This is a genomic window from Ochrobactrum chromiisoli (genome assembly GCF_026241335.1).
In the GTDB taxonomy this organism is placed as follows: Bacteria; Pseudomonadota; Alphaproteobacteria; order Rhizobiales; family Rhizobiaceae; genus Brucella; species Brucella chromiisoli.
On the sequence record NZ_JAPHAV010000014.1, the window covers coordinates 24153 to 50264 of the forward strand.

A 26112-nucleotide genomic window follows, 5' to 3' on the forward strand; every position below is an offset into this window, starting at 1 on the left:
ATGACGCATAGTGCATCCGAAAAACTCGAATACCGAAATATTCTCGGCATCAAGGTTGTCTGTTTCGACTGGGGCAGTTCATTCGCTTATTTTGAAAAGCGAATCGAAAACCGGGCCTTCTTGAAGCAGGGTTGGCTTAATGCCAACAATGCCAATATTGCGCATGAAGACCCGGCCTATATGGCAGCGCTCAAAAATTTTCTGATCCTGCCTGATGGTGTTGGTGTCGATATTGCCAGCAAGGTCGCTTATGGTGAAAAATTTCCAGCCAATCTCAACGGCACAGACTTCATCCCCGGCTTGATGCAGCATATCAAACGCCCGATGAAAGTGGCGTTGCTTGGTGGCGGTCCCGGCGTTGCTGCACACACAGTGCAGCTTTTTGAGAAGCAAATCCCGCAGCACGATTATCGTGTGATCTCGGATGGCTATTTCAAGCCTGCGGATATAGACGGCATTCTGGATCAGCTTAAGGCATATCATCCCGATATGCTGCTGGTGGCCATGGGTGTTCCGCGGCAGGAGCTGTTCATCGACAAATACATCACAGCCGAACATTGCACGATTGCGAGCGCGGTTGGCGCCTTATTCGATCTGCATACCGGCCGCGTGCAGCGCGCACCCCATTGGGTCCGCACGCTCAAAATGGAATGGGCGCATCGCCTGATGCAGGAGCCGCGCCGTCTGGCAAAGCGCTATCTGGTTGGCAATCCAGTGTTTCTCTGGCGTGTTGCAAAAGCAAAGCTGTCAGGGGGCAACCCTTGAAGACAGCTATTGTCACCGCAAGCTGGGATCAGGACTTTGAGCGTTGCAAGCTCTTATGCGAAACCATGGACAAACATGTCACCGGTTTCACCAAGCATTATATTCTGGTCGACAGCAAAGATGTTGCGCTTTTTCGGCAGATAGAGAACGCCAATCGCATCGTGATTGACGAGCGAGATTTGTTGCCGTCCTGGTTGCGAGCCTTCCCCGATCCGACCTATCTCGGGCGCCGTCGCGTCTGGTTGTCGTTTAAAACCAAACCGTTGCGCGGTTGGCATGTACAGCAGTTGCGCCGCATTGCACTGGCAGACAAGGTGGAAGAAGACGGACTGCTTTATACCGATTCCGACACTGCTTTTGTCCGGCCCTTTGATTGCAACACACTCTGGCACGAGGATAAGCTGCGCCTGTTCTACCGGCCCAATGCGCTTGCCAATCCTGAATGGCCGGAACATCCCGTTTGGGCAGAGAACGCAGGAAAGCTTCTTGGCGTCAAGAATGGCAAGAGTGCGCTGAATGACTATATCGGCCAGCTTGTTTCCTGGCGCAGAGATTCGGTCATCGGCATGTGCGAGCGTATCGAAAAGCACACCGGTCAGCATTGGGTTGCTGCCATCGGCAATGTCCGACGCTTCTCCGAATGCTTTATCTACGGCCATTATGTTGATGATATTCTGGATGGCGCAGGCCATTTCCACGACACGCACGATCTGTGTCGCATGCAATGGTTTGCACCGCCACCCACGGAAGAAGAATTCCGCACTTTTATCGCTGAGATGGAACCACATCAGGTTGCCATCGGCATGCAGTCATTCCTGAGCTTGTCGGTTAACGATATTCGCCGGATCATCGGCGCTTAATCTTTTGCCCGGAGTGAACAATACTCCGGGCTTTTTTACACCCGCTTTGCGGGCAATCGCATACTCGTATAGGTGAAAACCAGCGAGAGGACATAGATACCCGCAAAGACAAAGTTAAGCCCGGCAATCCAGTCATTGTTATCGCCATAATGAAGCAGCAGCAGCCAGACAAACAGCGCTTTGGCCGCCGTCATCAGCACCATGCTCAATGTGCGCAAACCAGTCTGGCCACGTGCATAGAGAATTTCTGTCTGATATTCGATCAAATTGCGGAAGCCCGGCACCAACAGCACCAGCGGCAAAAGTCCAACAATCGGCGCAACGCTTGCACCAAGCGCTGTCGGAAAAAATTGCAGAAAGATCACCATGGCGCCAAGACCTGCAACCGAAACCACAAAGACCGCAAATTCCAGCCCTATCTTGATGCGCAGTGAAGCCAGCATATCCGGGCTCCGCATGAGCTTTTGCACCAGCATCATATTAAATGAGCGGATCGGCAGTGCTGTAAGGTCAACCAGACGCATGATAATCGCATAGACACCGGCCGTCGTTGGACCGCCGATGCTCAGAACCAGCAGCTTATCGAGTTCGCTCTGGATGTAAAACAGCAGTTCCGCCCCCATCACGGCAATTGAATCGGAAACACGCCGTATATATAGCCGTGGCTCGAAACGCAGTTTCACCCTTGGGTAAAAGCGCAATGCAAAGATCAAGCCGACAGCATTTGCCCCTGCATACCACCACGCCCAATGCACAACATCATGCTTGGTGGCGAAGAACATGAACAAAACAGCGGCAATAGCACGCATGGTTGTACCAAAAATCACCAGAAGCGCTGAAATACCAAAGCGCCGCAAACCGTTATTGACGATGATGATCATTTCAATCGAACGCCACAACAGCGCCTCGGCGACCACCACAACGGCAAAAGGCAGGAATGATATATCCCGGCCAAAGAAGATGAAATAAACGAGCCAGGAACAGAGCGCGAAAAGCGGCAAAGAAAGCACAAGCGCTGCAAGATAACCTGCGGTATAGGTTCCAAGCAGCAGCGGTTTGACCGTCGAGATACGATAAAGCGGAGAGCTAAAACCAAGCGAAACAAGGCGTGAAAGAACCACACCCGTGCCGGATGCCGTGGCAAAAATGCCAAAATCTCCGGTGGGCAGTGTATTTGCCAGCGCTACAAAATAGAGCAGTGAAACGACCAGACGTCCGGCAGAGCCGGAAAAAAGCGAGAAATAATCCCGCACCATTGCACTGCGGCTACCCAATAATTTCTGGAGTGCTTTCGCGATCACTCAAGGCCTCGTGCTTTATCTTGTGTCACGCTTTAAAGCCGTCTCACCGGCCATGAGATCGAACTTAGCAAAAAAGACTTAATTAAAACCCACTACGCCTTATCATTGATCCGTGCGTTAACCATTTCTTCTCCATAAAAAAACTATAATCAGCAGAAGACTAAGTCATTTCGGGGTACGGACATCTTTGACGATGAGCGGTGAGGACAAACGCAATAAGGGAAGAGAAGAGAAACCTCTTCTTGCATTTTCTGACGCGCCTGAGGCAAGCCGCGAAGAATCCGACACGTCCAAACGTGAAAAGCAAACGATTACCCCGCCTTGGACGCCGCCTGCAACGCCTGAAGAACGCGCTGAACTGTTCCGCAACCAGCAGGAAAAGAAAGCAACGGAAGAACAAGAGGTTTCCGAGCTGCGCGCCCGCATGGCCTCTATCAAAGCCGAGCTTGAACGCAAGATTGCTGAGCGCGAAAATGGCCTGAAAGATCAGGCTGTTGAAAAAGCCAAACCGGAGCCGAATCCTATCGCGACAATCGCAACACAAGCCATCCAACATGAAGTGCGGGATACGGAATGGAAGCCACTGGTTGATCCGCGTGTCGCAATTGAAATCGTCAAAGGGTCTCGTCGATTGCTTCTGGCAACGACCCTGCTCGGTGGCCTTGTAGCGACGCTTTATGCACTGACAATTCCGCAGATGTTCGTGGCCACGACCGATCTTCTGGTCGATCCGCGCAATGTGCGCTCCGTCGGCACTGAGTTAACACCCGGCCAGCTGCCAACGGATGCCTCTTTGGCTATTGCAGAAAGCCAAGCACGGCTGCTTGATTCAAGCAGTGTATTGCTCAAAGTCATTGACCAAGCCAATCTGACGAAAGACCCCGAATTTAACGGAACCTTTGTCCCCACCGGCGTTGCAGGCTTTTTTGCGCAGCTTAAAAGTGTGATCAGCCCCCAGACCCAAAGTGACGGTCAGGCTCTTGAAACGCGTGTTCTCTATAACCTTTATGACAGCGTAACCATCGGTCGCGACCCCAAGACCTTTATCTATTCTGTCTCAGTCAAAACCCGCAGTTCGGAAAAGTCGGCTGAAATCGCCAATCTTATCGGATCCGTTTTCCAGAAAGAACTTGATTCACTGCAGTCGGATGTGGCGCGCCGCAATGCGGACGAGCTTTCCAAGCGCCTTGCCGATATGCGCAGCAGCGTCGAAACGGCAGAAAAAGCGGCAGCAGATTTTCGTGCCTCGCGTGATCTTGTTGATGTCGATGGCAAACTGATCAGCGACAACGATCTGACACGTCTTAACGATCAGCTGACAAACCAGCGCGCTGAAAGCATGCGGCTTCAAGCGCGGATTCAAGTGCTCAACGATGCCAATACAGGCAGCGTCATTTCCGGCACCTTGCCGGAAGATTTACGTTCCAACACATTGACGGCACTACGCGCGCAATATGCGCTTGCGAGCCAGAACGCCAATGGTGCGTCCACCCAGCTTGGTCCGCGTCATCCGCAATTCATTCAGCTTCAGTCGCAAAAGCAGACTGTACTCAATGATATTGATGCCGAATTGCGTCGCATTCGTGCTTCATTGCAGGTCGAAGTCGCGCGGTCGCTGCAACAGGAAAAAGACCTGAACGCACGTCTTGCGCAGCTCAAGTCTCAACAGGCCAACAGCAACAATGATCGCGTGAAACTGCGCGAGCTGGAGCGTGAAGCAACAACTTTACGTTCGGTCTATGAAGCATTCCTTCTGCGCTCGCGCGAAACAAGCGAACAGGAAGGCATCACGACGACCAATGTTCGCGTGATTTCTGAAGCACGTCCGCCGCTCGACCCGGCAGGATCGTCGCGCAAGCTGATCGTCATTGCCGGACTGATTGCAGGCTTTATGCTCGGCCTGGCGATAACAGCCGTCCGCAATTTCGGACGGCTGGTGCGTCTATCCTAAGAAGTTTCAGGAAATACGCGAAACTTTGCGGCCGCTGGCACGTAAAATTCCCTGCGCACCATCCAGATGACCCGCTTTCAATTCAAGCGCCAGAAACCGACGCTTTTCATAGGGGCCGGGCATCGCAAGATCGCCGGTCTTTTCAGCCGTAAAGCCGAAACGCCCGTAATATTCGGGATCACCAACCAGCAGGATGGCACCATGGCCCCGGCGCTTTGCCTGAGCAATTGCGTGCTGCATCAAGGCCGAACCGATACCGCAACCGGCAGCCAATGGGTCCACCGCAAGCGGACCGAGCAAGAGTGCGGAAACCGGAAAGCCAAATGCGTCGAGACCGGCATGAACGTTCCACAGCCGGACGGTGCCCACAAGCAGACCATCGGCAGCCATTGCCGAAAAAGCCAGACCTTCCGCTGGAAGACGCCCACGACGCAGTTTTTCCGACGACTTTCTGCGGCGGCCCTCACCCATGGCGCGATCAAGCAACGCTTCGCGCGCAATGACATGCGCAATTGCTTCGCCCACAATGGTGAAAGCAGGTGCAAAAACCGGCAACAGGCCGGTTACAACATTTTCCTGAATTTCAAGATTAGCATTCATGACATCTCACCCCAATACGGGCAGCAACACATCCCGCCCAGCGCATTGCAGCGCCGGGCAGATGAAGAGAACCTTCCAGTTGCCTGAAAGATTAGATGACGTAGGATCGGAGCGGTTCGAAGCCGTTGAATGCCACCGACGAATAGGTGGTGGTATAAGCACCTGTGCCTTCGATGAGAATTTCATCACCGATGGTCAGCGACACTGGCAACGGATATGGCGTCTTTTCATACATGACATCCGCGCTGTCGCAGGTTGGGCCAGCCAGTACACAAGGCTCGGTTTCACCGCCATCGCGTGGGGTCACAATCTGATAGCGGATCGCCTCGTCCATGGTTTCGGCCAGACCGCCGAACTTGCCGATGTCGAGATAAACCCAACGCACATTGTCATTGTCCGACTTGCGCGAAACCAGAACCACTTCTGTCTTGATCACGCCTGCATTGCCAACCATGCCGCGGCCCGGTTCAATGATGGTTTCTGGAATGCGGTTGCCGAAATGCTTTGAAAGCGCATCGAAGATCGCCATGCCGTAGGCCTGAGCGGTCGGCACGTCCTTGAGGTAACGGGTTGGGAAACCGCCACCCATATTCACCATGCGCAGCACAATGCCTTCGTCAGCCAGCGTGCGGAACACCGATGCAGCATCGCCAAGCGCGCGATCCCATGCACTCAGATCCGTCTGCTGCGAGCCGACATGGAACGATACACCATAGGAGTCGAGACCGAGCGACTTTGCATGACGCAGCACGTCGATAGCCATGGCAGGCACGCAACCGAACTTGCGTGACAGCGGCCATTCAGCGCCTTCACCATCCGTAAGCACGCGGCAGAACACGCGACTGCCGGGAGCAGCACGTGCAACCTTTTCGACTTCTTCTACGCAATCAACGGCAAAGAGGCGGATGCCCAGTTCGAAAGCGCGCGCAACATCGCGCTCCTTCTTGATGGTGTTGCCATAAGAGATGCGGTTTGGGGTGCTGCCTGCTTCCAGTGCCATTTCGATTTCGGCAATCGATGCCGTATCGAAGCACGAGCCAAGCGATGCAAGAAGACTCAGCACTTCCGGCGCAGGATTTGCCTTCACAGCATAGAAAATGCGCGAGTAAGGCAATGCCTTTTCAAAATTCTGATAGTTTTCGCGCACGACGTCGGTGTCAACGACGAGGCAAGGGCCATCCGGGCGGCGGGTGTTGAGGAAGTCGATAATACGCTGTGTAGCCATGGTCGTTCTCCCGCACGGCTTATTCTGATGCCGCATTCTAAGGGACAAAGTATGCATAAGCGCATTCGCGGTGAGGCCAGCCTTTGGAGATGCTGAGGTCACGCGAAAACTCATGCGGCGGTGGAACAACGCTAAACCCGCGTTACTCCGCTTTGTCTGCCTTGGATTGGAATTGGAGAACCGCATCCGCACTTCTGGCAATGAAGGTGTGCCTCTTCAGTAATTCCGGCTTTTGGACAGCCGAAAGACACTAGAAAGGCCCGCACCGTCGTTGCTTCAAGATGTCCTCGATCTGGCGGTTGGCCTACAGATCGACTGGAGCGGTTAGGTCCAGGTACCGTACCGAATTCCTCACCATTCGAGGATCGGCGGACACCCACAGGCACGTGCGACTTTGGGCAAGGGCGATATAATCGCAATGATGTGTCCATTCAATGACAAATCTTTGTCGCGGCAAAATTATTTTTGCGGCGGGTAATCCACCCGCTGCGCTTGCCATTGTTCAATAATAGTGAAACATTCTACCGCAAAGCTTAAGCTTTAATTGACTATATCCCCGGATTCTCGTCGCTGGTTGTGAACAATGACGCCTTTCGATCCGCTTAACGCGATCATCGCAAAGCCCGAAAAGCCCCTGCCCCCAGCGGAAGGCGGACGGCCTAAAGGTGAGCGTGTGGCTGTAAAAAGCATTTCTGACGTGGCCGGAATGCCAAATGGGCGCAGAAATCGGCAAATTTTGACCGAATCAGTTGCCCGCCAAAGCAGCGACAGCACGCGTTTCACACAACAATTGGAAACAATCATTGGCGACAATGCGGCGCGCACCTTGCCAACCGTACCGGATGCTGATTGCACTCTATCGACACATTCTTGAAAAACAGGACCAGGCCATGGATACCCTTACACGTATGCGCGCATTCATCGACGTGGTCGAAGCAGAGGGCTTTTCGGCTGCTGCGCGAAAGATCGGACGATCCAAGGCGCTGCTTTCCAAATATGTGCGTGAGCTGGAAGACGAGCTCGGCGCACGACTTTTAAACCGCACAACACGCCAGTTCTCGCTGACAGAGGCAGGCCATACCTATTACCATCGTGCGGTTGAGATCATTCGCGAGATTGATGCGTTGCAGGATGCTGTCAGCGAAACAAGCTCGGATGCGCGCGGTCGCATCAAGCTTTCAGCGCCGCGCACCTTTGCCGATGCGGTGATCGGGCAATCGCTGATCGATTTCTGTCTGGCCCATCCGGAAATCGTGCTCGACGTGCGGCTGGATGATCGTTTCGTTGATATGGTGGAAGAAGGTTTTGACCTCGCAATCCGCATTACGCGCCTGCAAGACTCTTCTCTCATCGCCAAAAGGCTTTCGCCTTTCCATTCCGTGCTTTGTGGTGCACCGTCCCTGATCGAACGCGTTGGTAAGCCGGAACGCCCGGAAGACCTGGCTGACAAGCCTTGTATCATTGATACCAATGCGCGCTCACGCAACAACTGGCATTTCCGCAATACTGACGGCTCAATGATGACGGTAACGGTCAATGGCCCGATTGAAATCAACAGCCCGGTTGCAACCAAAACTGCCGCACTTGCAGGACTTGGTTTTTGCTCGCTTCCGGCCTTTATTGCAGAAGAAGAAATCGAGCGGGGTCGCCTCATTCCTTGTCTTGAGGAGTTTATCGTCAAGGACGGCGGTATTTATGCCGTCTATCCGCATCGCCGCTACCTCCCGGCCAAAATCCGCGCGCTTGTGGACTTCCTGACCCAATGGTTCAAGGATCGTGAAGCGCGTGCATAGAAAAGGCTGCCCTCGTCCCACTTTTGCCGCCTTCACGACTATGCGTTAGAGACGAATTCACGGAACCCCTATATGCACGATTTGCGCTCATGGCTGAAACGCCCGATTGTCCTTGCCGTAACACTGACCACAGTGTTGACGCCCATGGCTGCGAAAGCGCATCCGCATGTTTTTGCCGATGCAAGGCTGGAGCTGACGATTGCGCCGGACGGCACGGTGGAAAAGCTCGCGCATATCTGGCGTTTCGATGATGTGTTTTCATCAACTGTTTTGATGGAGTTTGACAAGAACGGTGATTTGCAGCTTGACAGAAATGAGCTGATTGACCTTGGTCATGTGATCAACGGCTCTATCGCCGAATACAAATATTTTCAGACTGTGCTTGCGGACGGAAAAGATGTCAAAATGGCGCGCCCCACCGACTTGGCCGCAGACTTCTCCGACAATCACCTGCTGATCGTTTTTACCAGCAAACCAGAAAAGCCACTGAAGCTTGAACCCGGACACACGGTCAGCTTCGGTGTGTATGATCCGACCTTTTATACGGCCATCGACTATGTGAGTGACAAGGAACTTGTCGTCAAAGGTCTGCCTGCGGGCTGCAAATCCAAGGTGGTGCGCCCTGACCCCGATGAAGCCCTTGCGCAAAATCAGGGCACCCTGACAGACGCCTTTTTCAATGATCCGGCTGGCACAGATATGTCAAAGATTTTCGCCACCCGCCTTGAGATACACTGCGAGAAAAAGGGATAAGCAGCCTTATGAAGAATTCGGTCCGTTTCATTCTCACAGCCTGCCTTATGATGATCGCCGCCAACGCTCTGGCACAATCATCATTGGGCATCGGTGCCAATGAAGTCGCCATGAAACCGACCGGACCTTTTGCGCATATCATTTTATGGATGAATGAACAGCAGCGCAGCTTCTATCTCGCGATGACAACCGCGCTCAAAGCCATGCGTGAAGACCCATGGCAGGCATCGGTGCTGATCGGCCTTTCCTTCATTTATGGTATTTTCCATGCCGCCGGCCCCGGCCACGGCAAGGCGGTGATTTCATCTTACATGATCGCCAATGAAACGGCGCTGCGGCGCGGTATCATGCTGTCTTTCGTCTCGTCGATGTTACAGGCCATCGTTGCGATTATTGTGGTGGGACTTGCATGGCTTTTGCTGCGCGGCACCGGAATTTCGATGAACCAGACGGCGCGCTATATGGAAATAGCGAGCTTTGCACTGGTGCTGTTCTTTGGCCTCTGGCTTCTGATCCGCAAGCTGCCGCTTCTGTTTCGGAAACGCGACAGCGCCGAACCATCTCCGACAAGCACTCTTTTTGCGGCATCGCCTCAGACTGCAATAGCCAGTGGTCCTGCATGGCAGGGCAGCGTTTCGCAAAGCACACGCGCAGCAGCCACAAGCAGCACCGTCAAGCTGAACTACAAACCCGCCAATGCCACGGCGGATCACGTCTTTATCGGCGAAGGCGATATCTGCGCAGACTGCGGCAGTGCCCATATTGCCGATCCATCAGCCCTAGAAGGCGAATTTAACTGGAAAACGGCATGGTCCGCCATTCTGTCCGTCGGTCTGCGCCCCTGCTCGGGTGCACTGATCGTGCTCACATTCTCGCTTTTGAATGGCATTTTGCTTGGTGGCTTGCTCTCAACCTTCGCAATGGCCTTTGGCACATTTATAACGGTTGCAGCACTCGCAACCCTTGCCGTCACCGCCAAAAATACAGCCCTGCGCATTGCGGGACACAATGCGGCTTCCGGCAGGCTGAAAGCTGGAATTGAAGTTGCGGCAGCACTGTTTATCGCCTTGACCGGCGCATTGCTGCTTAGTGCTGCTTTGAGCTATTAATTTTCTTCTGATAGCGCGCGCGCAACCAGAATATCGCGAAAAAGCTCAACACGAAGACGATCGGAAAGATGACGGCGGCAATCTGCGAACGCTCGCCAAGCATCAACATGATAGTCGGCACAAAATAAGCGAGAACGCCGAAGCCGACCAGAATGACGGCTGCGGCGATTGCCGGATTGCTCTTCTTCGGTTCAGCCACCAATGCGAAAATCCTCTAACTTTCTGATCTGCTGACCGTCACTATCAAAATTTTCCGGCGCAAGCCATGCCTGATAGGCATTCTTTAATGCAGGCCATTCACTATCGATGATGGAAAACCAGGATGTATCGCGGTTTTTGCCCTTCACGACCATATGCTGGCGAAACGTGCCTTCAAACGTAAAACCAAAACGTGTCGCTGCACGCTTGGAAGGCGCATTTTCATCGTTGCATTTCCACTCATAGCGGCGATAGCCAAGCTCATCGAAAACATACTGCATAAACAGAAACTGTGCTTCCGTTGCAGCCGGCTTGCGTGAAATCAGCGGCCCCCAATAGACACTTCCAATCTCAATTACACCATGAACCGGATCAATACGCATCAGCGCCTGACGACCAGCGACCTTGCCGGTTGCTTTATCGACAACCGCGAAGAACAAAGAATCTTCATTGCTCGACGCCTTTTCAAGCCAGGGCTGAAAAGCCTCACGCGTTGCCGGTGGAACCTCGAACAGCCAGGTAAAGCGCTGATCCGCATCCTCAACCGACGAGGCCGCAAAAAGCTCGTCACCATGCTTTTGTGCATCAAGTGGCTCAAGCCTGACATAGCGGCCCTCCAGCGCCTTGCGCTCCGGCTTCGCTCGGGTGGTCCAGTTCTGCAAATCAGTCATGTCATGCTCCCGTTTAGAGCGTGTTTCGATCTGAATTCATCAGATCGGCGCTTTCACTTATTATTCTCACGCACATCTTATCCGAAAGCCGCTTCACACTTTTCGGGATACGCTGTTTTCAGACAGGAGCATAAAAGACGGATCACGCAAACAGGAAAATTGTCACCCTTATTTTTCTCTTATTGCGGCACGATCCACGGAGACGGCTTTGACCAGCGCGATGACATGCTCCCCTTCCCGAAGCGCAAGCTCATCAACCGAACGTCGCGTCAGCCGTGCCCCCAGACGTCGCCCTTGAAAATCCAGTTCCAACAGCGCATTCGGCCCGTCAGCGCCAATAATTTTTCGGATGGTAACAGGCAGGATATTACGAATACTGATGGAATCTGGAACAATACGGGCGATGGAAACATCCCGCGCACGAACCCGCAGCCGCACATGCATATTTTCGCGTAAGCCAGCATCACCGAGTTGAAATGTTGCACCATCTAGGTTGATTTCGGCCAGCTCGTATCTGGCATCGTAATTTGCAACAGTACCCTCGAGAAGCACACCACTGCTGTCGCCTTCCGGGTCGATCAGCGGGAAAATCTCGGCAGCCGGGCCGCTGGCCTTCACTTTGCCAGCCGACAACAGCACGATCTCATCGGCAAGCCGGGCGACCTCATCGATTTCATGACTCACATAGACAATCGGCACATGGCTTTCATCGCGAAGCCGTTCAATAAAGGGCAATATTTCCTGCCTGCGGGCATGGTCAAGCGACGACAGAGGTTCGTCGAGCAGCAAAAGTGCAGGATCGGACAAAAGCGCACGGCCAATGGCCACACGCTGGCGTTCACCGCCTGAAAGGGTTGCCGGACGACGATTGAGCAAGTGATCAATGCCCAAAAGCGCGACGACCTCATCAAGGCTGCGGGTGGTTTCACGGCGGCCAGCCCAGCGCGCATAAGTGAGATTGCCCTTCACACTCATATGCGGAAACAGCCGTGCCTCCTGAAAAACATAACCGATACGACGCTTTTCGGGCGGCAGGTTGATACCCTTTTGGGCCTCGAAAAGCACGAAATCGCCAATCGCGATCCGCCCGGTTTCCGGGCGTAATGTACCTGCAATCATCTTGAGCAGCGTGGTCTTGCCAGCGCCCGAATGACCAAAAAGTGCTGTCACGCCCCAACCGGCTGAAAAATTGGCCTCAACTGCAAACTTACCATTGTGGCCAGTGACAGAAACGCTAAGCCCGCTCATTTTGCGTCTCCTGCGAGCTTGCGCTGCAACCATTCAGAAAGCACCACCGCGCCAATCGAAATGGCTGCGGAAATCGCAATCAGGCGCAGCGCTTCTGCATCACCCGTTGGAGTCTGCAACAAGGAATAAATAGCCAGCGAAAGCGTTTGTGTCTCGCCGGGAATGTTGGAAACAAAGGTGATCGTCGCGCCAAACTCGCCCAATGCCTTGGCAAATCCCAACACACCACCGGCCAGAATACCCGGTAGCAAGGGCGGCAATATCACCGTACAAAAAGCCGTCAGCCTGTTGGCTCCGAGCGTGCGCGCCGCTTCTTCCAGCCCACGATCCAGCCCTTCGATAGAAAGGCGTATCGGGCGAACAAGCAATGGAAATGCCATGACGCCAGCAGCAAGGGCGGCCCCCGTCCAGCGGAAAGAAAAGGAAAGGCCAAGCCATTCGTGCAAGGGTGCGCCAAGCGCACCCCGCGATCCAAACAGGATCAAAAGCAGATAACCCGTCACCACCGGCGGCAACACCAGCGGCATGGTAACGATGGCCTGCGCAAGCGACTTGCCCGGAAAATTAAACCGGGCAAGAATCCATGCAACAAGAAAGGCGACTGGCAGCGCCACAACAATAGCTATCCCGGCAACCCGGAGCGACAGAGCAACAATCTGCCAGACATGCCCTTCCATCATTACTGTGCCGCCTCTTTAGCGCCTACAAAGCCCTTGTCCCTGATGATCGCCTGACCGGCATCGCTTTCAAGGAACGCAAGGAATGCCTTGGCGGCATTACTTTCATTCTTGGCGATCAGTGCTGCCGGATAAAGGATCGGCGCATGGCTTGAGGCCGGAAAGCGATAGGCTTCAACCAGATCAGGCACCACAGCACGATCCGATGCATAGACAATGGCCGCTTTCACTTCGGCGCGGCTCACATATTGCAGCGCAACACGCACATTTTCCGTGAACACGGCGTTCTTTTCAACGTCATTCCAAATGCCGAGCTTTTCAAGGGCTGCCTTGCCATATTTGCCTGCCGGAACATTGGACGGATCGCCCATGGCAAAACGACCAGCGCCCAAAAGGTCTTTCGCATCGCCCTTTGCATCGTCCTTCTGCGTTGCAATCACCAGCGCATTGCCAGCAATCACCTTGCGCGATGCTTTGTCGATCAGGTCAGCTTTTTCGACATAATCCATCCAGTCAAGATCGGCGGAAATGAAAATCTGTGCCGGAGCGCCCTGCTCGATCTGCTTTGCCAGAACCGAAGATGAAGCGAAGGAAGCAACAACCTCTGTGCCATCCTTGGCCTTGAACTGCTTGGCGGCTTCCTCAATCACGTCTTTCATGCTGGCGGCGGCAAAAACGGTAACCTTCTCGGCTGCCTGCGCGACCGATGCGATACTTCCAGCGAATACAACGAGGAATGCAGCGAGTATTTTTTTCATGTGCGTTCTCCACTTTGTCCCCGATTGCGGACAAACACCATCATACGCCGGAGCATCCAGCGCTGTTCCTGTTCAGGCACCAAGTGTCAAACTCAATGCTCTGACTTGCGATGATGGGTATGATGGAAGCAAACGCGACCCGGATGCCGTCAGACCCTTTTCACACGGGCGCCCATGCAAAAGCCGCCCAAATTTCCGCAACGAATCCAAATCGTTCCGAAAACACGGTCACATTAATGCGCGTTATTGAGTTTTGCCAGCCCCTCAGCCGTGATGCGGCATCAGAACCCACGGGCGCTGATCAGCGCCCGATATGCTTGTGGCTTGAACCGCGAAGCTTGGCGAGCCGGACCTGCTTTTCACGTTCCGCAAAACGTGCACGGTCTTCCGGCGTGCGCTCGTCATAGCAACCAGCGCAGGAAATGCCTTCCTCAAAAAACTGCGAAAGCTTGTCTTCTGCGGTGATTGGACGGCGGCAGGCACGGCAAAGCTCGATATCGCTTTCCGTCAAACCATGGCCAATTGCCACGCGTTCATCAAACACGAAACAATCACCATTCCACATGCTTTCTTCGCGCGGCACTTCTTCAAGATATTTCAGAATGCCGCCCTTGAGGTGGAACACATCGTCAAAGCCAAGCCCCTTGACGAAAGCTGTCGCCTTCTCACAGCGAATGCCGCCGGTGCAGAACATGGCAATCTTCTTGCCTTCAAGCTTGTCGCGGTTCTGCTCCACCCATTGCGGGAATTCGCGGAATGTCTTGGTGTTTGGATCAAGCGCGCCTTCGAATGTGCCAATGGCATATTCATAATCATTGCGTGTATCGACAACCACAGTGTTGTCATCGGCAATCAGCGCATTCCAGTCCTTGGGCGCAACATAAGTGCCAACGCTTTTTAGCGGATCAATGCCGTCCACACCCATGGTGACAATCTCGCGCTTTAACCGCACTTTCATGCGGTAAAACGGCATTTCGCTGGCATGAGAATACTTGAGTTCAGGATTGGCAAGCGCGGGAATTGCGGTAATAAAGGCAATCAGCTTCTCAATGGCAGGCTTACTTCCAGCAACCGTGCCATTGATCCCTTCAGCAGCAAGCAGCAGCGTCCCCTTGATCCCGTTCGCGCAGCAAAGCTCAGCCAGCGGCTCACGCAGGCTTTCATATTGCGGCAGCGGTGCAAAGCAATAAAGGGCGGCAACGGTGAAGGGCAAATTGCTCATGGTTTCTATCTCTTTTGAATTTATCCCGGACTAGTCCCCGAACGCGGCAAATTCAAGTTATTTATCCCCCGACCCTCCGGGGCAGCGACAATCTGGCATCGATCACTGTAATTTTCACAGGAGAAACCAGATGTTTGACACAAATACTTTCGCAGAAATCATTGCGCTGGCACAAGAAGCAGGGATTGAGCCTGCAACCCTTCTCGCAGTGGCAGAAGTAGAAAGTGGCGGCCGTGCACTTTATCACATCAAGGGTGTACAAGAACCGGCCATCCGCTTTGAAGGTCACTATTTTGATCGCAGACTTTCGGGGCGCGTGCGTGATCAGGCACGCAAGGCTGGATTGTCATCGCCAGAAGCAGGGCGCGTACGCAATCCCAAAACGCAAAGCGAGCGCTGGCTTCTGCTCGAGCGGGCTATGTTTATCCATAAAAAAGCGGCGCTTGAATCCACCTCATGGGGATTAGGCCAGGTTATGGGTGCGCATTGGGAATGGCTGGGTTATGGCAGCGTTGATGAACTGGTGGCCGAGGCACGCAATTCTGTTGGCGGACAGATCGGACTGATGCTGAACTTCATCGACAAAGCCGGATTGAAAACAGCCTTGCAGGCGAAAGATTGGCGCAATTTTGCACGGCGCTATAATGGGCCAGCCTTTGCGCGCAACCAGTACGACACGCGCATGGCGACAGCCTATGAACGTTGGAACAAAAGCCTGCATCACCTGGCCAAGACGGCTTAAACGCCAAAAGTTTTAGAGAATTCTTATTTTGGAGGCGTAAAATGCCTCTGCATAAGCTTCCGCCGCGCGGCACTCCATGCCGCGCAGGCGGGCAAGCCCACGGAATGTTTCTGGGTCGAACCAGTCTTTAGAACGCTGGGTTCCAAAATGGTGCATCAGCAGTTCGATTTTCCGCCCCAGAACGCTGGCCGAAAGCGCAACATAGGTATTTGGGCGGCCCAAATCTCCATCCCATTTCGGAATTTCATATTCAAGGATCAGTTGATCACGGAAAATGTTCCAGGTGAGTTCATGGACGGTGCGGTGGTCCTGATGTGCATCCTGACTGTGATGTGTGAAGACAATATCAGGTTCGACCCGGCCGCGCTGCGCGATCAGCCATTCCTTGATCCCTCTGCTTTGTGCCGGAAAGTAACTGTCTTCAAACGTCGCCAAATGAATATTGCTGCTATGCGCGCCCAACAGAAAATCGCGTGCTGACTCACGCGCTTCCATGCGCCGCTCCTCGCCGCCTGATAGCACGCACCAGTCAATATGCAGCGCCATTCCCATTGCGATCAGGCTGAGAAGCGTCCCGCCGCATCCAATCTCAATATCGTCGGAATGCGCGCCAAGACAGAGAATGTTAAGCGGCCTGCCGAGATTTTTGAGAGAGGCAAAATCGATCATAATGCTATCGCGATGTTGGCTGCACACCGTTCCGTCTTATGTTTCTTCCATGGCATATCGCCTTTTTCGACCATATCTTCGAGCGTCTGCCAGTCGCGCAATGTATCCATGGAACGCCAGAAACCTTCATATTTATAAGCCATAAGCTGGTTATCAGCGATCAAACGGCTGAAGGGTTCAAGAACCAGTTCCTCTCCTTCGCGCATGTAATCGAAGATCTCTTTGCGAAACAGAAAATAGCCGCCATTGATCCAGATGTCGGAGGTGTTGGACGTCCTGAAAGCCCGCACATCGCCACCCGCTGCGATATCCGCAAGATGATAGGTTAGAGGTGGGCGGACGGCCAGAAAGCAGGCAATTTTCCCGCTGTTGCGAAAGCGCTCAGTCATATCATCAAGATCGACATCACTGAGGCCATCGCTGTAATTGGCAAGAAAAATGTCCTCGCGCTCAACATGAGACCGCGCACTCCACAAGCGTTCTCCGATATTGCGCCATATCCCTGTATCAAGCAGCGTGACGCTCCAGTCACGGTCAACTTCTTCAAGCAAACGCACATTGCGCCCACCATCCGACACCACGCAATCAGCGAATGTCTGCGGCCGGATGTTGAGGAAGAAATCTTTCACCACATTCGCTTTATAGCCAAGGCACAACACGAAATCATTGTGACCATAATCCGAGTAATATTCCATGACGTGATGAAGGATCGGCTGGTGACCAAGTGGGATCATCGGCTTGGGAATATTTTCGGAATACTCCCGTATTCTGGTGCCAAGACCGCCACAGAACAGAACGACTTTCATGACTTAGCGCTCCTCTGAAAATAATGCCGGATCAATCAGCGTGACATGCGGGATCGGAATGATGAACTTGCTGCCCCACTCAACCACGTGCTGCATCTGGCGGATAATCTCGTCTTTGAAGTTCCATGGCAGGATCAGAATGTAATCAGGCTTATAGCTGTCGATCATCGCGGTGTCGTAAATCGGGATATGCATACCCGGCGTGAAGCGGCCATGTTTGTAAGGGTTGCGATCCACTGTAAAATCGAGAAAATCGGTACCGATCCCGCAATAATTGAGCAATGTATTGCCCTTACCCGGCGCGCCATAGCCGCAGATACGTTTGCCCGAATTTTTGGCTGCAATCAGGAAGGACAGCAGATCCCGCTTTGTCCGCCGCGTCTTTTCCGCAAACTGTTCGTAGGTAGAAATCTCGTTGATGCCAAAGGAAAGCTCGCGTTTTAAAAGGGCTGCAACACGCGGACCGGCCTTTCGCTTGCTGGTATTATGGGCGAGATAAACGCGCAACGATCCACCATGTGTTGGCAATTCATCCACGTCGATCACCTTGAGATGATGGCGGTGCGCCATATAGCGGATGGTCAGCAGCGAAAAATACGAGAAATGCTCGTGATAAATCGTATCAAACTGGTTGTATTCGATCAGATTGGTGAGATGCGGGAACTCTAGCGTGATCACACCTTCAGGTTTGAGCAGAAGCTGCATTCCACGCACGAAATCATTCAGGTCCGGCACCTGTGCCAGCACATTGTTACCGATGATCAGATCGGCCTTATCGCCCTCACTGACCATACGCGAAGCAAGAGCGGAGCCAAAGAAATCCACCCGCGTCGGCACGCCTTTTGAGACGGCCGCTTTGGCCACATTGGCCGCAGGCTCGATGCCTAAAATCGGAATGGCTTTGGGTAAAAAATGCTGCAGCAGATAGCCATCATTGCTTGCAATCTCCACAACGAAACTGTTGCTGTTGAGGCCAAGTTTTTCAGTAATTTCATCGCAGTAGATTTTCGCGTGATTAACCCAGCTCGTGGCAAAAGACGAGAAATAGGCATATTCGGTGAAAATCTCCGCCGGACTAAAATATTCTTTTAACTGCACCAGATAACAATGGTCGCACACATAGGCTTTCAGCGGATAATAAGGCTCCATATGATCAAGCTGGTCCGCAGTGATGAAACTCTCACATGGCGGCGACATACCAAGATCGACAAATGTGTGTTTGAGCAGCGTTCCGCACAAACGACAGCCTGCCTGTTCCTTGGCCATGCCTGCACTCCGCAATATGCCCGGCGTCTGGATGGTCATATGATACACCTCGTCCTGCCCGGCCCCTGGTTGGGTATGTTGGTCTGAAATCCGATCCATGCCGGATGTGTAAAACTATCCAGTGCCCTTAAACTTTCCGAGACTGTCAACAGGGGCGACCCATATATACGATCGGGCGCCCCCATCACCTGTCGAATGAGTATGAGCGATCCCCTGTCTTCTCCCTATGTCGGAAGTGGGGTATGCGCCTAAGCCTTTGGGAGCATTTGCCGCTAACCTAAGGCCATTCGGCAGAGCCAAAAACGATACTATCTCGCAGGCTTGAAACTGTCAGAATGAGCGCGTTCAGCAAGTGAGGCTACACATGCGATTTACCCCCCTCAACATTGATGGTGCATGGTCGATTGAACCCGAAAGGGTTGAAGACGAGCGGGGCTGGTTCGCGCGCGTGTTTTGTGAGGCTGAATTTGCCAAGCGGAAACTGGAAATCCATTTTCCACAACACAGCCTTTCCTTCTCCCGCGAAAAGGGAACGTTGCGCGGCCTTCACTATCAGAATGAACCTTATGCAGAGACCAAGCTCGTCACATGTCTGCAAGGCGTGATCTGGGATGTTCTGGTGGATTTAAGACCGCAATCCCCAACCTATCGGCGCTGGACGGGAATGGAGCTCTCAGTGGGCAATGGCGTGCAGCTTTATATTCCTGCGGGTTGTGCCCACGGCTTTCAAACACTCACCGACGACGTGCTTCTGCGTTATATGATCTCACAGCCCTATGCGCCTGATTTTGCAACCGGTTTGCGCTACGACGATCCTGCGCTGGGAATTTCATGGCCAGCTGCGCCCAGCGTCATGTCTGAAAAAGACAAATCCTGGCCGCATCTTTAGGCTGAAATCAGCAATCCCGCATCTTTAAGTCTGTCCGCCGCATCTGCAAGCTGCGCAAATGGCAAACCAACACGCTCTGCCATGTCCAGGATCGAATGACCTCCATCCGCCAGATTAAGCACCCATAACAGCGCCATGGCGCGTGCGGCAGCATTGTGATCCCCACCCGTATTGGCATAAAGCCCGCGGCGACCAAGTTGTGGCTCGCCCTTGGGCGATGTATTGATCGGCGTCCAGTTGCGCTCGGCAATCTCGATCGCCATCATAATAAAATTATAAGACTGCTCCAAATATTCCGGCCTGATAAAGTCGAGATTGTCCGCCGAGGTATGATATTGCGGAAAAGCGCCGTAAAGACTGCGCTGAAACAGGCCAACCGGCAGATTAAATCCCGGCGAGCAGAACTGGCGTTCGTCATAACCATAAGGCCAGAAATCATGCAGCTTTGCGCCCACAAGCTCTGAACTTTCAAGAACCTGCGCCATGATACGATCAATTTGCGCATCACCACGCCGGCTCCGCTTGTAATGGGGCCCGCCATTATCACCGACGCAGGATAAGACAAGGCCGTGTTTTATAAGTGCCAGATGCTCTTCGTTCTGCTTTAGCCAGGCAAGTGCTCCAAACGTGGCAGGGCCAAATAAAAGCTTGTAAGTGTACCGGGTTTTGCGCTGCTTAAGGGCTTGTCCCAAAGCGGTAAGAAGCGCCAGACCTGAACAATTATCATTGGCAAGGGATGGATGACAGAGATGCCCTGAAAGCAGGAAGACCTCTTCTGTTTCACCATGATGAATATGTTCACCAAAAGTCAGAAAGCCGTCGCGACGCTCCGCATCGATCACCACATCATAGAGCCCGTCTTTCATCTGCATCAGCGCATGATGCGCCATACAAAAACCCCATGCCTCCGTGTGATAGCAAGTCCGGTACGGTATGAGATCGGGCTGATCCGGCAATGTATGAATGTGCTCTTTGAGTGCAGCGAGCGGCAATTTCGTCCGCACCGGCACGCTGAAATTCACCACATGCAGATTGTGTCGGGCAAAATCGACAATTCGATTGCCCGCAGCATCCATGATGTAAGCTTCGCGGATCACCCATTCCTGCGGTGCCTGCCAGTCATAGAGCTGTGTTCCCGTTGGAATCTCATGGATTTTCAACGGCAAATGCTCACCGATAATGGCAAGCGTCTCGCGCACACCATCACCCGTGAGACTGCGGCATATCGGATAGAGCCGCTTTGCCAGCGCATAGATCCTTGCACCCTGCTGTTGAAGACCCAGCCCATTATCCATTATGCGGATATCCTAAGTGGTTGCGGCTGCTCATCGAGACGGCGCAGACTGGCATCGAGTGTGCCTTCAGCAATCAGCTTGCGAATATGAGCGATGCGCTGAAAACGCGGCCCCTCAAACTCCTCAAGCGTCAGCGATGAACGGCTGTAAGCGGCGAGCAGCTCACGCGCACCGGCTGCGGCATCCCATTGTGGCTTTGCCTCCGGCAAGACCCGTGCCAGCTTTTCAAAACTAACCCGGTAGGAGCGCGTGTCCGGGCCTGCATCATCGGCATATTCAATCCGGCAATCAGGAACAGTCGCGGCAACGATGCTGGCAATATCGCGGATGCGATAATTGTGTTCGGTGGAGCCGACATTAAAGGCTTCATTGAACACTTTTTCACGTGGTGCCAGCATGGCGGCGTTAAAGGCGCGGGAAATATCCCGGATATGCACAATGGGGCGCCACGGCGTTCCATCGGATTTAAGATAGATCAACCCTTTGGTCACGGCCCAGGCAACGAGATTATTGAGCACAATATCAAAGCGCAAAAACGCAGAGACGCCATAGGCGGTTGCAGGTCTCAAATAGACCGGGCAGAAATTGGAATCTGCCAATTCGGCTATTTCCTGTTCAGCTCTTACTTTTGAGCGACCATAGGCTGTGACAGGCTTCAACTCACCGGATTCATCGATGAGATCTGCATCACTGATGCCATAGTTGCTGCACGAGGACGCAAACAAAAACCTGCCGACGCCAGCTGCTTTCGCGGCTTTCGCCATCGCCACACTGGCATGGTGGTTGATATCATAAGTCAGGTTTTCATTGAGATTGCCGAGTGGATCATTGGACAAAGCGGCAAGATGAATCACCGCATCAAAGCCTTCAAGATCACGCGGCGACACATCGCGTACATCTTTCCGAGTGGTTGGTACATTGAAGACAGAGCCGCCCTCTTCAAAAAGACAATGCTGATAAAAGCCGATGTCATAGCCTGAAACCTGATGGCCCGCATTGATCAGCGTCGGCACCATGACCGACCCGATATAGCCCTGATGCCCTGTAACAAGTACCTTCATAACCAATCCCTCACCTTGTTTATTGACATAGGTTAGCGGGTGCACACAGGAGCGGCGAGTTGACCGATGGCATGTTTGCTTCGGACAAGCGTCGATAAAAGAAGCTAAAAGGCGTGCTGACTACGCCTTATGGATGAGCTGCAACTGTTCAGGGCTGCCGATGAGCAAAATCCAGTCGCTTTCACGGCCATCCCTGCGCTGTTGCGGCGCCGGATAGACGCTTGCATCTCCATCCATTTCGGGATCGCTGGCAGGCAAAAACTGACCCGAGACGGGATCGACCCACATGGCCTCTGCATCCTTGGCAAACGCGCTTCGCTTCACCCTGAAATTGCCAGCGTCACCATAAATCACGGCAAGGCTGTGATCGGGCAAAGCAGCGGCATAGCTGCCGTCTGAAAGGGTAATGCTCTGATGATGGTCTGCTTGCAATTGTGACCATGGCATCTTGTCAAAAAGTGCTTTCATCACGGCAATCGACCGCGCACCGGGGCTGTCCAGAGCATCTTGCCAGGGCTGATCGGACGCAAAAACACCCGGTCCCGAAAAATGCCAAATCGGATTGTTGCCGAAAAACTGCCCGGCTGCGCCGCCAAGAACAGCGCCGTAGGCATTGCGACGGATCATGCGGGCTGTGGTTTCCCGCTCATTCTCATAAGCCGCTTCAAGCAGAACCACCGGCATCTTTCCTGCTTTGCTGCGCGCCAACACTGTCTTATGAACATCGTCATAGGTATAAACCGTATCGATCGTCAACCAGCGCTCATCAGCCCATAATTCACCGGTATCACTCTCCCGCGCGGAATGAACGGTTTGCAGCGCATCGGGTAAAATAGCAGCAATGCCTTCGGCAAGCTCAGACACCAGTGCGCGATCCGGCGCATCAAAATCGCCACCCAGAACCCAGACAATATTGGAAAATTTCGCAAACCGGCGCGCAATCGCTTCACCATAGGACTTCATTCTTTCAGGTCCCGCGGCGTCCGCCTGCGCAAACCACCCCTCATCCCCACCATTCACGCCAAGATAGGCAGGGGCCAGAAAGACAACCAGTCCTCGTTTTTGCGCCTGTTCGATCACCCATGCGGCATAATCGAAATATGCCGGGTTAAGTGCACCGAAAGTCTCATTTTTAAACGGCAGTTCGCCATAGGCATTGGCTGGCGGATTGCTGGAAAACTGATGTTCGATCAGATTGACGAGAATGGCATTAAACCCACGCTTGCTGCGATCCGCCAAATAGATTGTGACATCGGCGCGCTTGAGTTCGGCTATCAACGACCATGCCGCATCGCCCTGTAATAAAAATGGCCGCCCTTGCGCATCCTCAAAATAATGATGGTCCGAACTCACCCTGATTGGAAAAACCGGTTCAACCCATGCGGCTCCTGTTGTGAACAACAGCAAGGTTAAAATTAAACCCGCCCGCCAAAACCTCATCGCGTGGCCGGTGGGTGGGATGATGCTTCGTTAAAGCGGCGATAGACCACCTGTGACGGGCGACCGGTTAGATAGGTCTCAACACCATCATGAAGCGCGCGCGCATAGACCCCAAGCGCGCCATCAATCGCCTCCACTGTGCGTGCAATATCCGTATCGCTATGCGTATAGCTGACAACCAGCGACGGCATCAAAACACCACGCCGGATCGTTTCCTGAAGAAACAATGTACGAAATGCTTGTGACGCCTGACCATTTTGATCAAGCGTAGCATAAGCGAGACAACAGGGCCGACCAAGCAAGCGCACATGATTTTGCAATCCGTGGCTTGCAATTGCAGCATTGACGCCTTCTATAAGCTTTGTACCCTGCTCATAAAGCCTGTCGATCACCGGTTCATCGCGATAGACCTTCATGGTGGCAATAGCCGCCGCCATGGCATGGGTTTCAGCACCATGGGTTGTAGAAAGCAGAAACACGCGGGCATAATCCGTCTGCGTCAACCCGCCAAGCCGCATATATTCCGCCTTGCCTGCGAGCGCGGAAATCGCAAATCCATTCCCCAGCGCCTTACCGAAACACGAAAGGTCCGGCTCAATTTCATAAAGCCTCTGAGCACCGCGCATATGCCAGCGAAAGCCGGTAATCATCTCGTCGAGAATAAATAGAGCCCCATTTTCATGCGCGATGCGTCTTGCTTCATGCAGAAAATTATTCTGCGGCTCCTCAGCGCGTGCAGGCTCCAGAATAAGGGCTGCAATCATGCCCGGATAGTTTTCAAACAAAGTCTGCACACTTGCTATGTCATTATAGCGAAATGTCGTCGTCAATGCAGAGACAGACGCCGGAATCCCTGCGTTCATTTTGGTTGTACCGATAAACCAGTCATCGGTTGAGAAAAATGGATGATCAGAGCAAATGGCAATCATATCGCGCCCGGTATAGGCACGCGCCAATCGAACGGCAGCGGAGGTTGCATCCGATCCGTCTTTGCAAAACTTGACCATCTCAGCTCCCTCAATCAGTTCGAGAAAGCTTTCCGCACATTCAATTTCAATGGCGCTTGGACGCGTGAAATTGCAACCATCCTGTAATGCATCCCGCACAGCGTGAAGCACCCGCGGATAGGCATGGCCCAAACCCACAGCGCGATTTCCCATTCCGTATTCGATATATTGATTGCCGTCGACGTCGAACACATGGGAGCCGGAACCCCGCTGGATAAAACCCGGTGCCAGCACAGGATATTGGTCATCCCCTTTGGCATAGGTATGGCATCCGCCCGGTATCAAGGCATGCGCCTTGCTTCTGAGCAATTGCGAATTGCGAAACCGGGATGTGAAAAGGTTCATGACCCTCTCCCTTTTTAAACTGCTGGGCGTGCGGTGTTCAGGCGTTCTCTCATCTGCCTGAGCCAGTTCTTGACGGGCTTGGGCAGTCGACTGCGCAGGCTTGAATGCAATGCGGAGGGCATTTTCCATTGTGACAGCGGTAAAGCGGGTGCAATGGCTGGGGGCCTCTGCACCAGATTTTCTAAAAGCCCGGCATAAGTGCGTCCCACCACATCATTGTCGAAGGCGTCCGCCACTTTTAAGCGCGCGGCCTCTGCCATTCTGGCGCGTAACGCGCTGTTCTCTGCGAGATGATCAATATGGCGCGCCGCAGCTCTAAAATTACCAACGGGAAACAAAAATCCGTCTTCTCCGTCTGTCACGATACCATCAGTGACACCCGCGATGTGCGAAACGACAGCGGGACAGCCTTCGCTCATCGCTTCAATCAACGTAAGTCCAAAACCCTCAAACCGCGATGGCATCACCATCACGTCATGCTGGCTGGCAAGCCTTGGCACATCGGATGGCGCAACCCAGCCTGTAAAGCGAACCCTATCGCCAAAACTCTTAAGCCGATGGCGTAACTCTGCAAGATCAGGACCGTCACCTGCCACTGTCAGATACGTGTCGCATTTGAGTTCGCGCAGAATATGGGGCAACCAGAAAACCCCTTTTGAATTATCCTCAATGCGACCGAGATAAAGCAAACGCAATGGCTCGGAATGATCGCTTTGGATAAGGCGATTTGGCTTATGAACCGTCCTGTTAAGCCCATGCGGAATTACCAGCGTTCGCGCAGGATCAAAACCATAATGGTTGACCAGATCATCGCGGCAACGTCTGGATACACCCACTGTTGCATGAACATGATCGCGGATTTCGCGTGCGGCGGCATAAGTACCAGGCGTAATATTATGCACGATCATCACGCGCAGAATATCGTCTGGTAGATAACGCACAAGATTGGTTTCAAAGCGGCTGGACAAGACGTTGACAAAAACAGCCTTGAAATTGTTATCGCACAAAAAAGCGATCATGCGTCTGGCCCGGGTTTCCTCATCAAGAACGCCCATGCGGTCTATCGCATCGCCTTTGCGCAAGGCATCACTCAAGCCCTGATCGGCAGAAGGAAAACTCATCGTCTCTCCGGCACTTCCTGCTGCCAGCCAGCGCAGTTCAACACCCGCCTGTCTGAGCGACGCGCTCAGTCGCGTAAATACCGAGTATGTCCCGCCGATATGGGGACGGACAAAGTAAGCACATTTCACGATCGTCACCCTTGCCCCTGGTTGAAGACTTCGAGGGAACAAATCCCTCGAAGCCTCACTCCGGCATATCGGGGGGCGTTTGATATACCGCTTCACAGTGTAGCGAAATTCCACGATGACGCAGTGTGTCTATGAGGGGTACATCGCTTCATACATAAGAGGATGGGCTTCACCCTTCTGCCAGTTTTCGCAAAATCGCATACAGGCTTAA

At 53.2% G+C, this 26112-nt stretch carries 26 protein-coding genes; 9 read left to right on the forward strand and 17 right to left on the reverse strand.

All coding sequences use genetic code 11. The annotated features are described in order from the left end of the window. Nucleotides 1–765 (forward strand): WecB/TagA/CpsF family glycosyltransferase, encoded by a 765-nt coding sequence (locus OPR82_RS18775; RefSeq protein WP_265986417.1) that lies wholly within the window; start codon nucleotides 1–3, stop codon nucleotides 763–765. After that, nucleotides 762–1625, forward strand: coding sequence for a DUF6492 family protein (locus OPR82_RS18780; RefSeq protein ID WP_265986418.1), 864 nt, complete (start codon nucleotides 762–764; stop codon nucleotides 1623–1625). The genes OPR82_RS18775 and OPR82_RS18780 overlap by 4 nt, the downstream gene beginning before the upstream one ends. Before the next feature lie 35 nt (nucleotides 1626–1660). On the opposite strand, the gene OPR82_RS18785 is transcribed toward OPR82_RS18780, so the two are convergent. Beyond that, on the reverse strand, nucleotides 1661–2926 hold the full coding sequence (locus OPR82_RS18785; RefSeq protein WP_265986419.1) for a lipopolysaccharide biosynthesis protein: 1266 nt from the start codon (nucleotides 2924–2926) through the stop codon (nucleotides 1661–1663). 193 nt (nucleotides 2927–3119) lie between these two features. Between OPR82_RS18785 and OPR82_RS18790 the strand changes: the two genes are divergently transcribed. Next, nucleotides 3120–4877 (forward strand): GumC family protein, encoded by a 1758-nt coding sequence (locus OPR82_RS18790; protein ID WP_265986420.1) that lies wholly within the window; start codon nucleotides 3120–3122, stop codon nucleotides 4875–4877. Between the two features lie 6 nt (nucleotides 4878–4883). On the opposite strand, the gene OPR82_RS18795 is transcribed toward OPR82_RS18790, so the two are convergent. Next, nucleotides 4884–5477, reverse strand: a complete 594-nt coding sequence (locus OPR82_RS18795; RefSeq protein WP_265986421.1) for a GNAT family N-acetyltransferase — start codon at nucleotides 5475–5477, stop codon at nucleotides 4884–4886. A gap of 91 nt (nucleotides 5478–5568) precedes the next feature. Beyond that, nucleotides 5569–6702: a type III PLP-dependent enzyme gene (locus tag OPR82_RS18800; RefSeq protein WP_265986422.1), complete on the reverse strand. Its 1134-nt coding sequence runs from the start codon at nucleotides 6700–6702 to the stop codon at nucleotides 5569–5571. 583 nt (nucleotides 6703–7285) lie between these two features. Here OPR82_RS18800 and OPR82_RS22820 point away from each other — a divergent pair. The 4 genes from OPR82_RS22820 to OPR82_RS18820 all read left to right on the forward strand — a co-directional run bounded on the left by OPR82_RS22820 (nucleotide 7286) and on the right by OPR82_RS18820 (nucleotide 10357). Further along, on the forward strand, nucleotides 7286–7576 hold the full coding sequence (locus OPR82_RS22820) for a hypothetical protein (RefSeq protein WP_265986423.1): 291 nt from the start codon (nucleotides 7286–7288) through the stop codon (nucleotides 7574–7576). A gap of 16 nt (nucleotides 7577–7592) precedes the next feature. Further along, entirely contained in the window at nucleotides 7593–8495 is a 903-nt protein-coding gene (locus OPR82_RS18810) for a LysR family transcriptional regulator (RefSeq protein ID WP_265986424.1), read from the forward strand. A gap of 144 nt (nucleotides 8496–8639) precedes the next feature. Further along, the gene (locus OPR82_RS18815; RefSeq protein WP_407673276.1) at nucleotides 8640–9248 is read left to right on the forward strand and encodes a DUF1007 family protein; all 609 of its coding nucleotides are present in this window, start codon (nucleotides 8640–8642) and stop codon (nucleotides 9246–9248) included. A gap of 8 nt (nucleotides 9249–9256) precedes the next feature. Then, the gene (locus OPR82_RS18820; protein WP_265986426.1) at nucleotides 9257–10357 is read left to right on the forward strand and encodes a nickel/cobalt transporter; all 1101 of its coding nucleotides are present in this window, start codon (nucleotides 9257–9259) and stop codon (nucleotides 10355–10357) included. On the opposite strand, the gene OPR82_RS18825 is transcribed toward OPR82_RS18820, so the two are convergent. From OPR82_RS18825 to trhO, 6 genes are all read right to left on the reverse strand, one after another. Further along, nucleotides 10335–10556, reverse strand: a complete 222-nt coding sequence (locus OPR82_RS18825; RefSeq protein ID WP_265986427.1) for a hypothetical protein — start codon at nucleotides 10554–10556, stop codon at nucleotides 10335–10337. The two genes, OPR82_RS18820 and OPR82_RS18825, sit on opposite strands and share 23 nt — an antisense overlap. Then, entirely contained in the window at nucleotides 10549–11226 is a 678-nt protein-coding gene (locus OPR82_RS18830; RefSeq protein WP_265986428.1) for a GNAT family N-acetyltransferase, read from the reverse strand. The genes OPR82_RS18825 and OPR82_RS18830 overlap by 8 nt, the downstream gene beginning before the upstream one ends. 168 nt (nucleotides 11227–11394) lie before the next feature. Further along, entirely contained in the window at nucleotides 11395–12474 is a 1080-nt protein-coding gene (gene modC, locus OPR82_RS18835) for a molybdenum ABC transporter ATP-binding protein (protein WP_265986429.1), read from the reverse strand. Next, nucleotides 12471–13154: a molybdate ABC transporter permease subunit gene (gene modB, locus OPR82_RS18840; protein WP_265986430.1), complete on the reverse strand. Its 684-nt coding sequence runs from the start codon at nucleotides 13152–13154 to the stop codon at nucleotides 12471–12473. The genes modC and modB overlap by 4 nt, the downstream gene beginning before the upstream one ends. Next, nucleotides 13154–13909 carry a molybdate ABC transporter substrate-binding protein gene (gene modA, locus OPR82_RS18845; protein ID WP_265986431.1) on the reverse strand — a complete coding sequence of 252 codons (756 nt, stop codon included), beginning with the start codon at nucleotides 13907–13909 and terminating at the stop codon, nucleotides 13154–13156. Before modA ends, modB begins: the two co-directional genes overlap by 1 nt. Nucleotides 13910–14210: 301 nt before the next feature. After that, nucleotides 14211–15131 (reverse strand): oxygen-dependent tRNA uridine(34) hydroxylase TrhO, encoded by a 921-nt coding sequence (gene trhO, locus OPR82_RS18850; RefSeq protein WP_265986432.1) that lies wholly within the window; start codon nucleotides 15129–15131, stop codon nucleotides 14211–14213. 130 nt (nucleotides 15132–15261) lie between these two features. On the opposite strand from trhO, the gene OPR82_RS18855 reads away from it, so the two are divergent. Next, complete coding sequence (locus OPR82_RS18855; RefSeq protein ID WP_265986433.1) at nucleotides 15262–15873, forward strand: N-acetylmuramidase family protein; 612 nt, start codon at nucleotides 15262–15264, stop codon at nucleotides 15871–15873. A 12-nt stretch (nucleotides 15874–15885) separates the two neighbouring features. On the opposite strand, the gene OPR82_RS18860 is transcribed toward OPR82_RS18855, so the two are convergent. Genes OPR82_RS18860 through OPR82_RS18870 form a run of 3 tightly spaced genes read right to left on the reverse strand, consistent with a single transcriptional unit; the run spans nucleotide 15886 to nucleotide 18653 of the window. Then, nucleotides 15886–16542 (reverse strand): PIG-L deacetylase family protein, encoded by a 657-nt coding sequence (locus OPR82_RS18860; RefSeq protein WP_265986434.1) that lies wholly within the window; start codon nucleotides 16540–16542, stop codon nucleotides 15886–15888. Next, nucleotides 16539–17348: a sugar phosphate nucleotidyltransferase gene (locus OPR82_RS18865; protein ID WP_265986435.1), complete on the reverse strand. Its 810-nt coding sequence runs from the start codon at nucleotides 17346–17348 to the stop codon at nucleotides 16539–16541. The genes OPR82_RS18860 and OPR82_RS18865 overlap by 4 nt, the downstream gene beginning before the upstream one ends. A 3-nt stretch (nucleotides 17349–17351) precedes the next feature. Beyond that, a complete protein-coding gene (locus OPR82_RS18870) occupies nucleotides 17352–18653 on the reverse strand; it encodes a class I SAM-dependent methyltransferase (protein ID WP_265986436.1) in 1302 nt (433 codons plus the stop codon). A 325-nt stretch (nucleotides 18654–18978) separates the two neighbouring features. On the opposite strand from OPR82_RS18870, the gene rfbC reads away from it, so the two are divergent. Next, complete coding sequence (rfbC, locus tag OPR82_RS18875) at nucleotides 18979–19503, forward strand: dTDP-4-dehydrorhamnose 3,5-epimerase (protein ID WP_265986437.1); 525 nt, start codon at nucleotides 18979–18981, stop codon at nucleotides 19501–19503. On the opposite strand, the gene OPR82_RS18880 is transcribed toward rfbC, so the two are convergent. From OPR82_RS18880 to OPR82_RS18900, 5 genes are all read right to left on the reverse strand, one after another. After that, the gene (locus OPR82_RS18880) at nucleotides 19500–20798 is read right to left on the reverse strand and encodes a DUF4910 domain-containing protein (protein WP_265986438.1); all 1299 of its coding nucleotides are present in this window, start codon (nucleotides 20796–20798) and stop codon (nucleotides 19500–19502) included. The genes rfbC and OPR82_RS18880 overlap by 4 nt on opposite strands. Further along, nucleotides 20798–21859, reverse strand: coding sequence for an NAD-dependent epimerase/dehydratase family protein (locus tag OPR82_RS18885; RefSeq protein WP_265986439.1), 1062 nt, complete (start codon nucleotides 21857–21859; stop codon nucleotides 20798–20800). Before OPR82_RS18885 ends, OPR82_RS18880 begins: the two co-directional genes overlap by 1 nt. A gap of 120 nt (nucleotides 21860–21979) precedes the next feature. Further along, entirely contained in the window at nucleotides 21980–23299 is a 1320-nt protein-coding gene (locus tag OPR82_RS18890) for an apiosidase-like domain-containing protein (RefSeq protein WP_265986440.1), read from the reverse strand. Then, nucleotides 23296–24651, reverse strand: coding sequence for a glutamate-1-semialdehyde 2,1-aminomutase (locus OPR82_RS18895; RefSeq protein ID WP_265986441.1), 1356 nt, complete (start codon nucleotides 24649–24651; stop codon nucleotides 23296–23298). Before OPR82_RS18895 ends, OPR82_RS18890 begins: the two co-directional genes overlap by 4 nt. 14 nt (nucleotides 24652–24665) lie before the next feature. Beyond that, on the reverse strand, nucleotides 24666–25901 hold the full coding sequence (locus tag OPR82_RS18900; RefSeq protein WP_265986467.1) for a glycosyltransferase family 4 protein: 1236 nt from the start codon (nucleotides 25899–25901) through the stop codon (nucleotides 24666–24668). Nucleotides 25902–26112 lie beyond the last annotated feature (211 nt).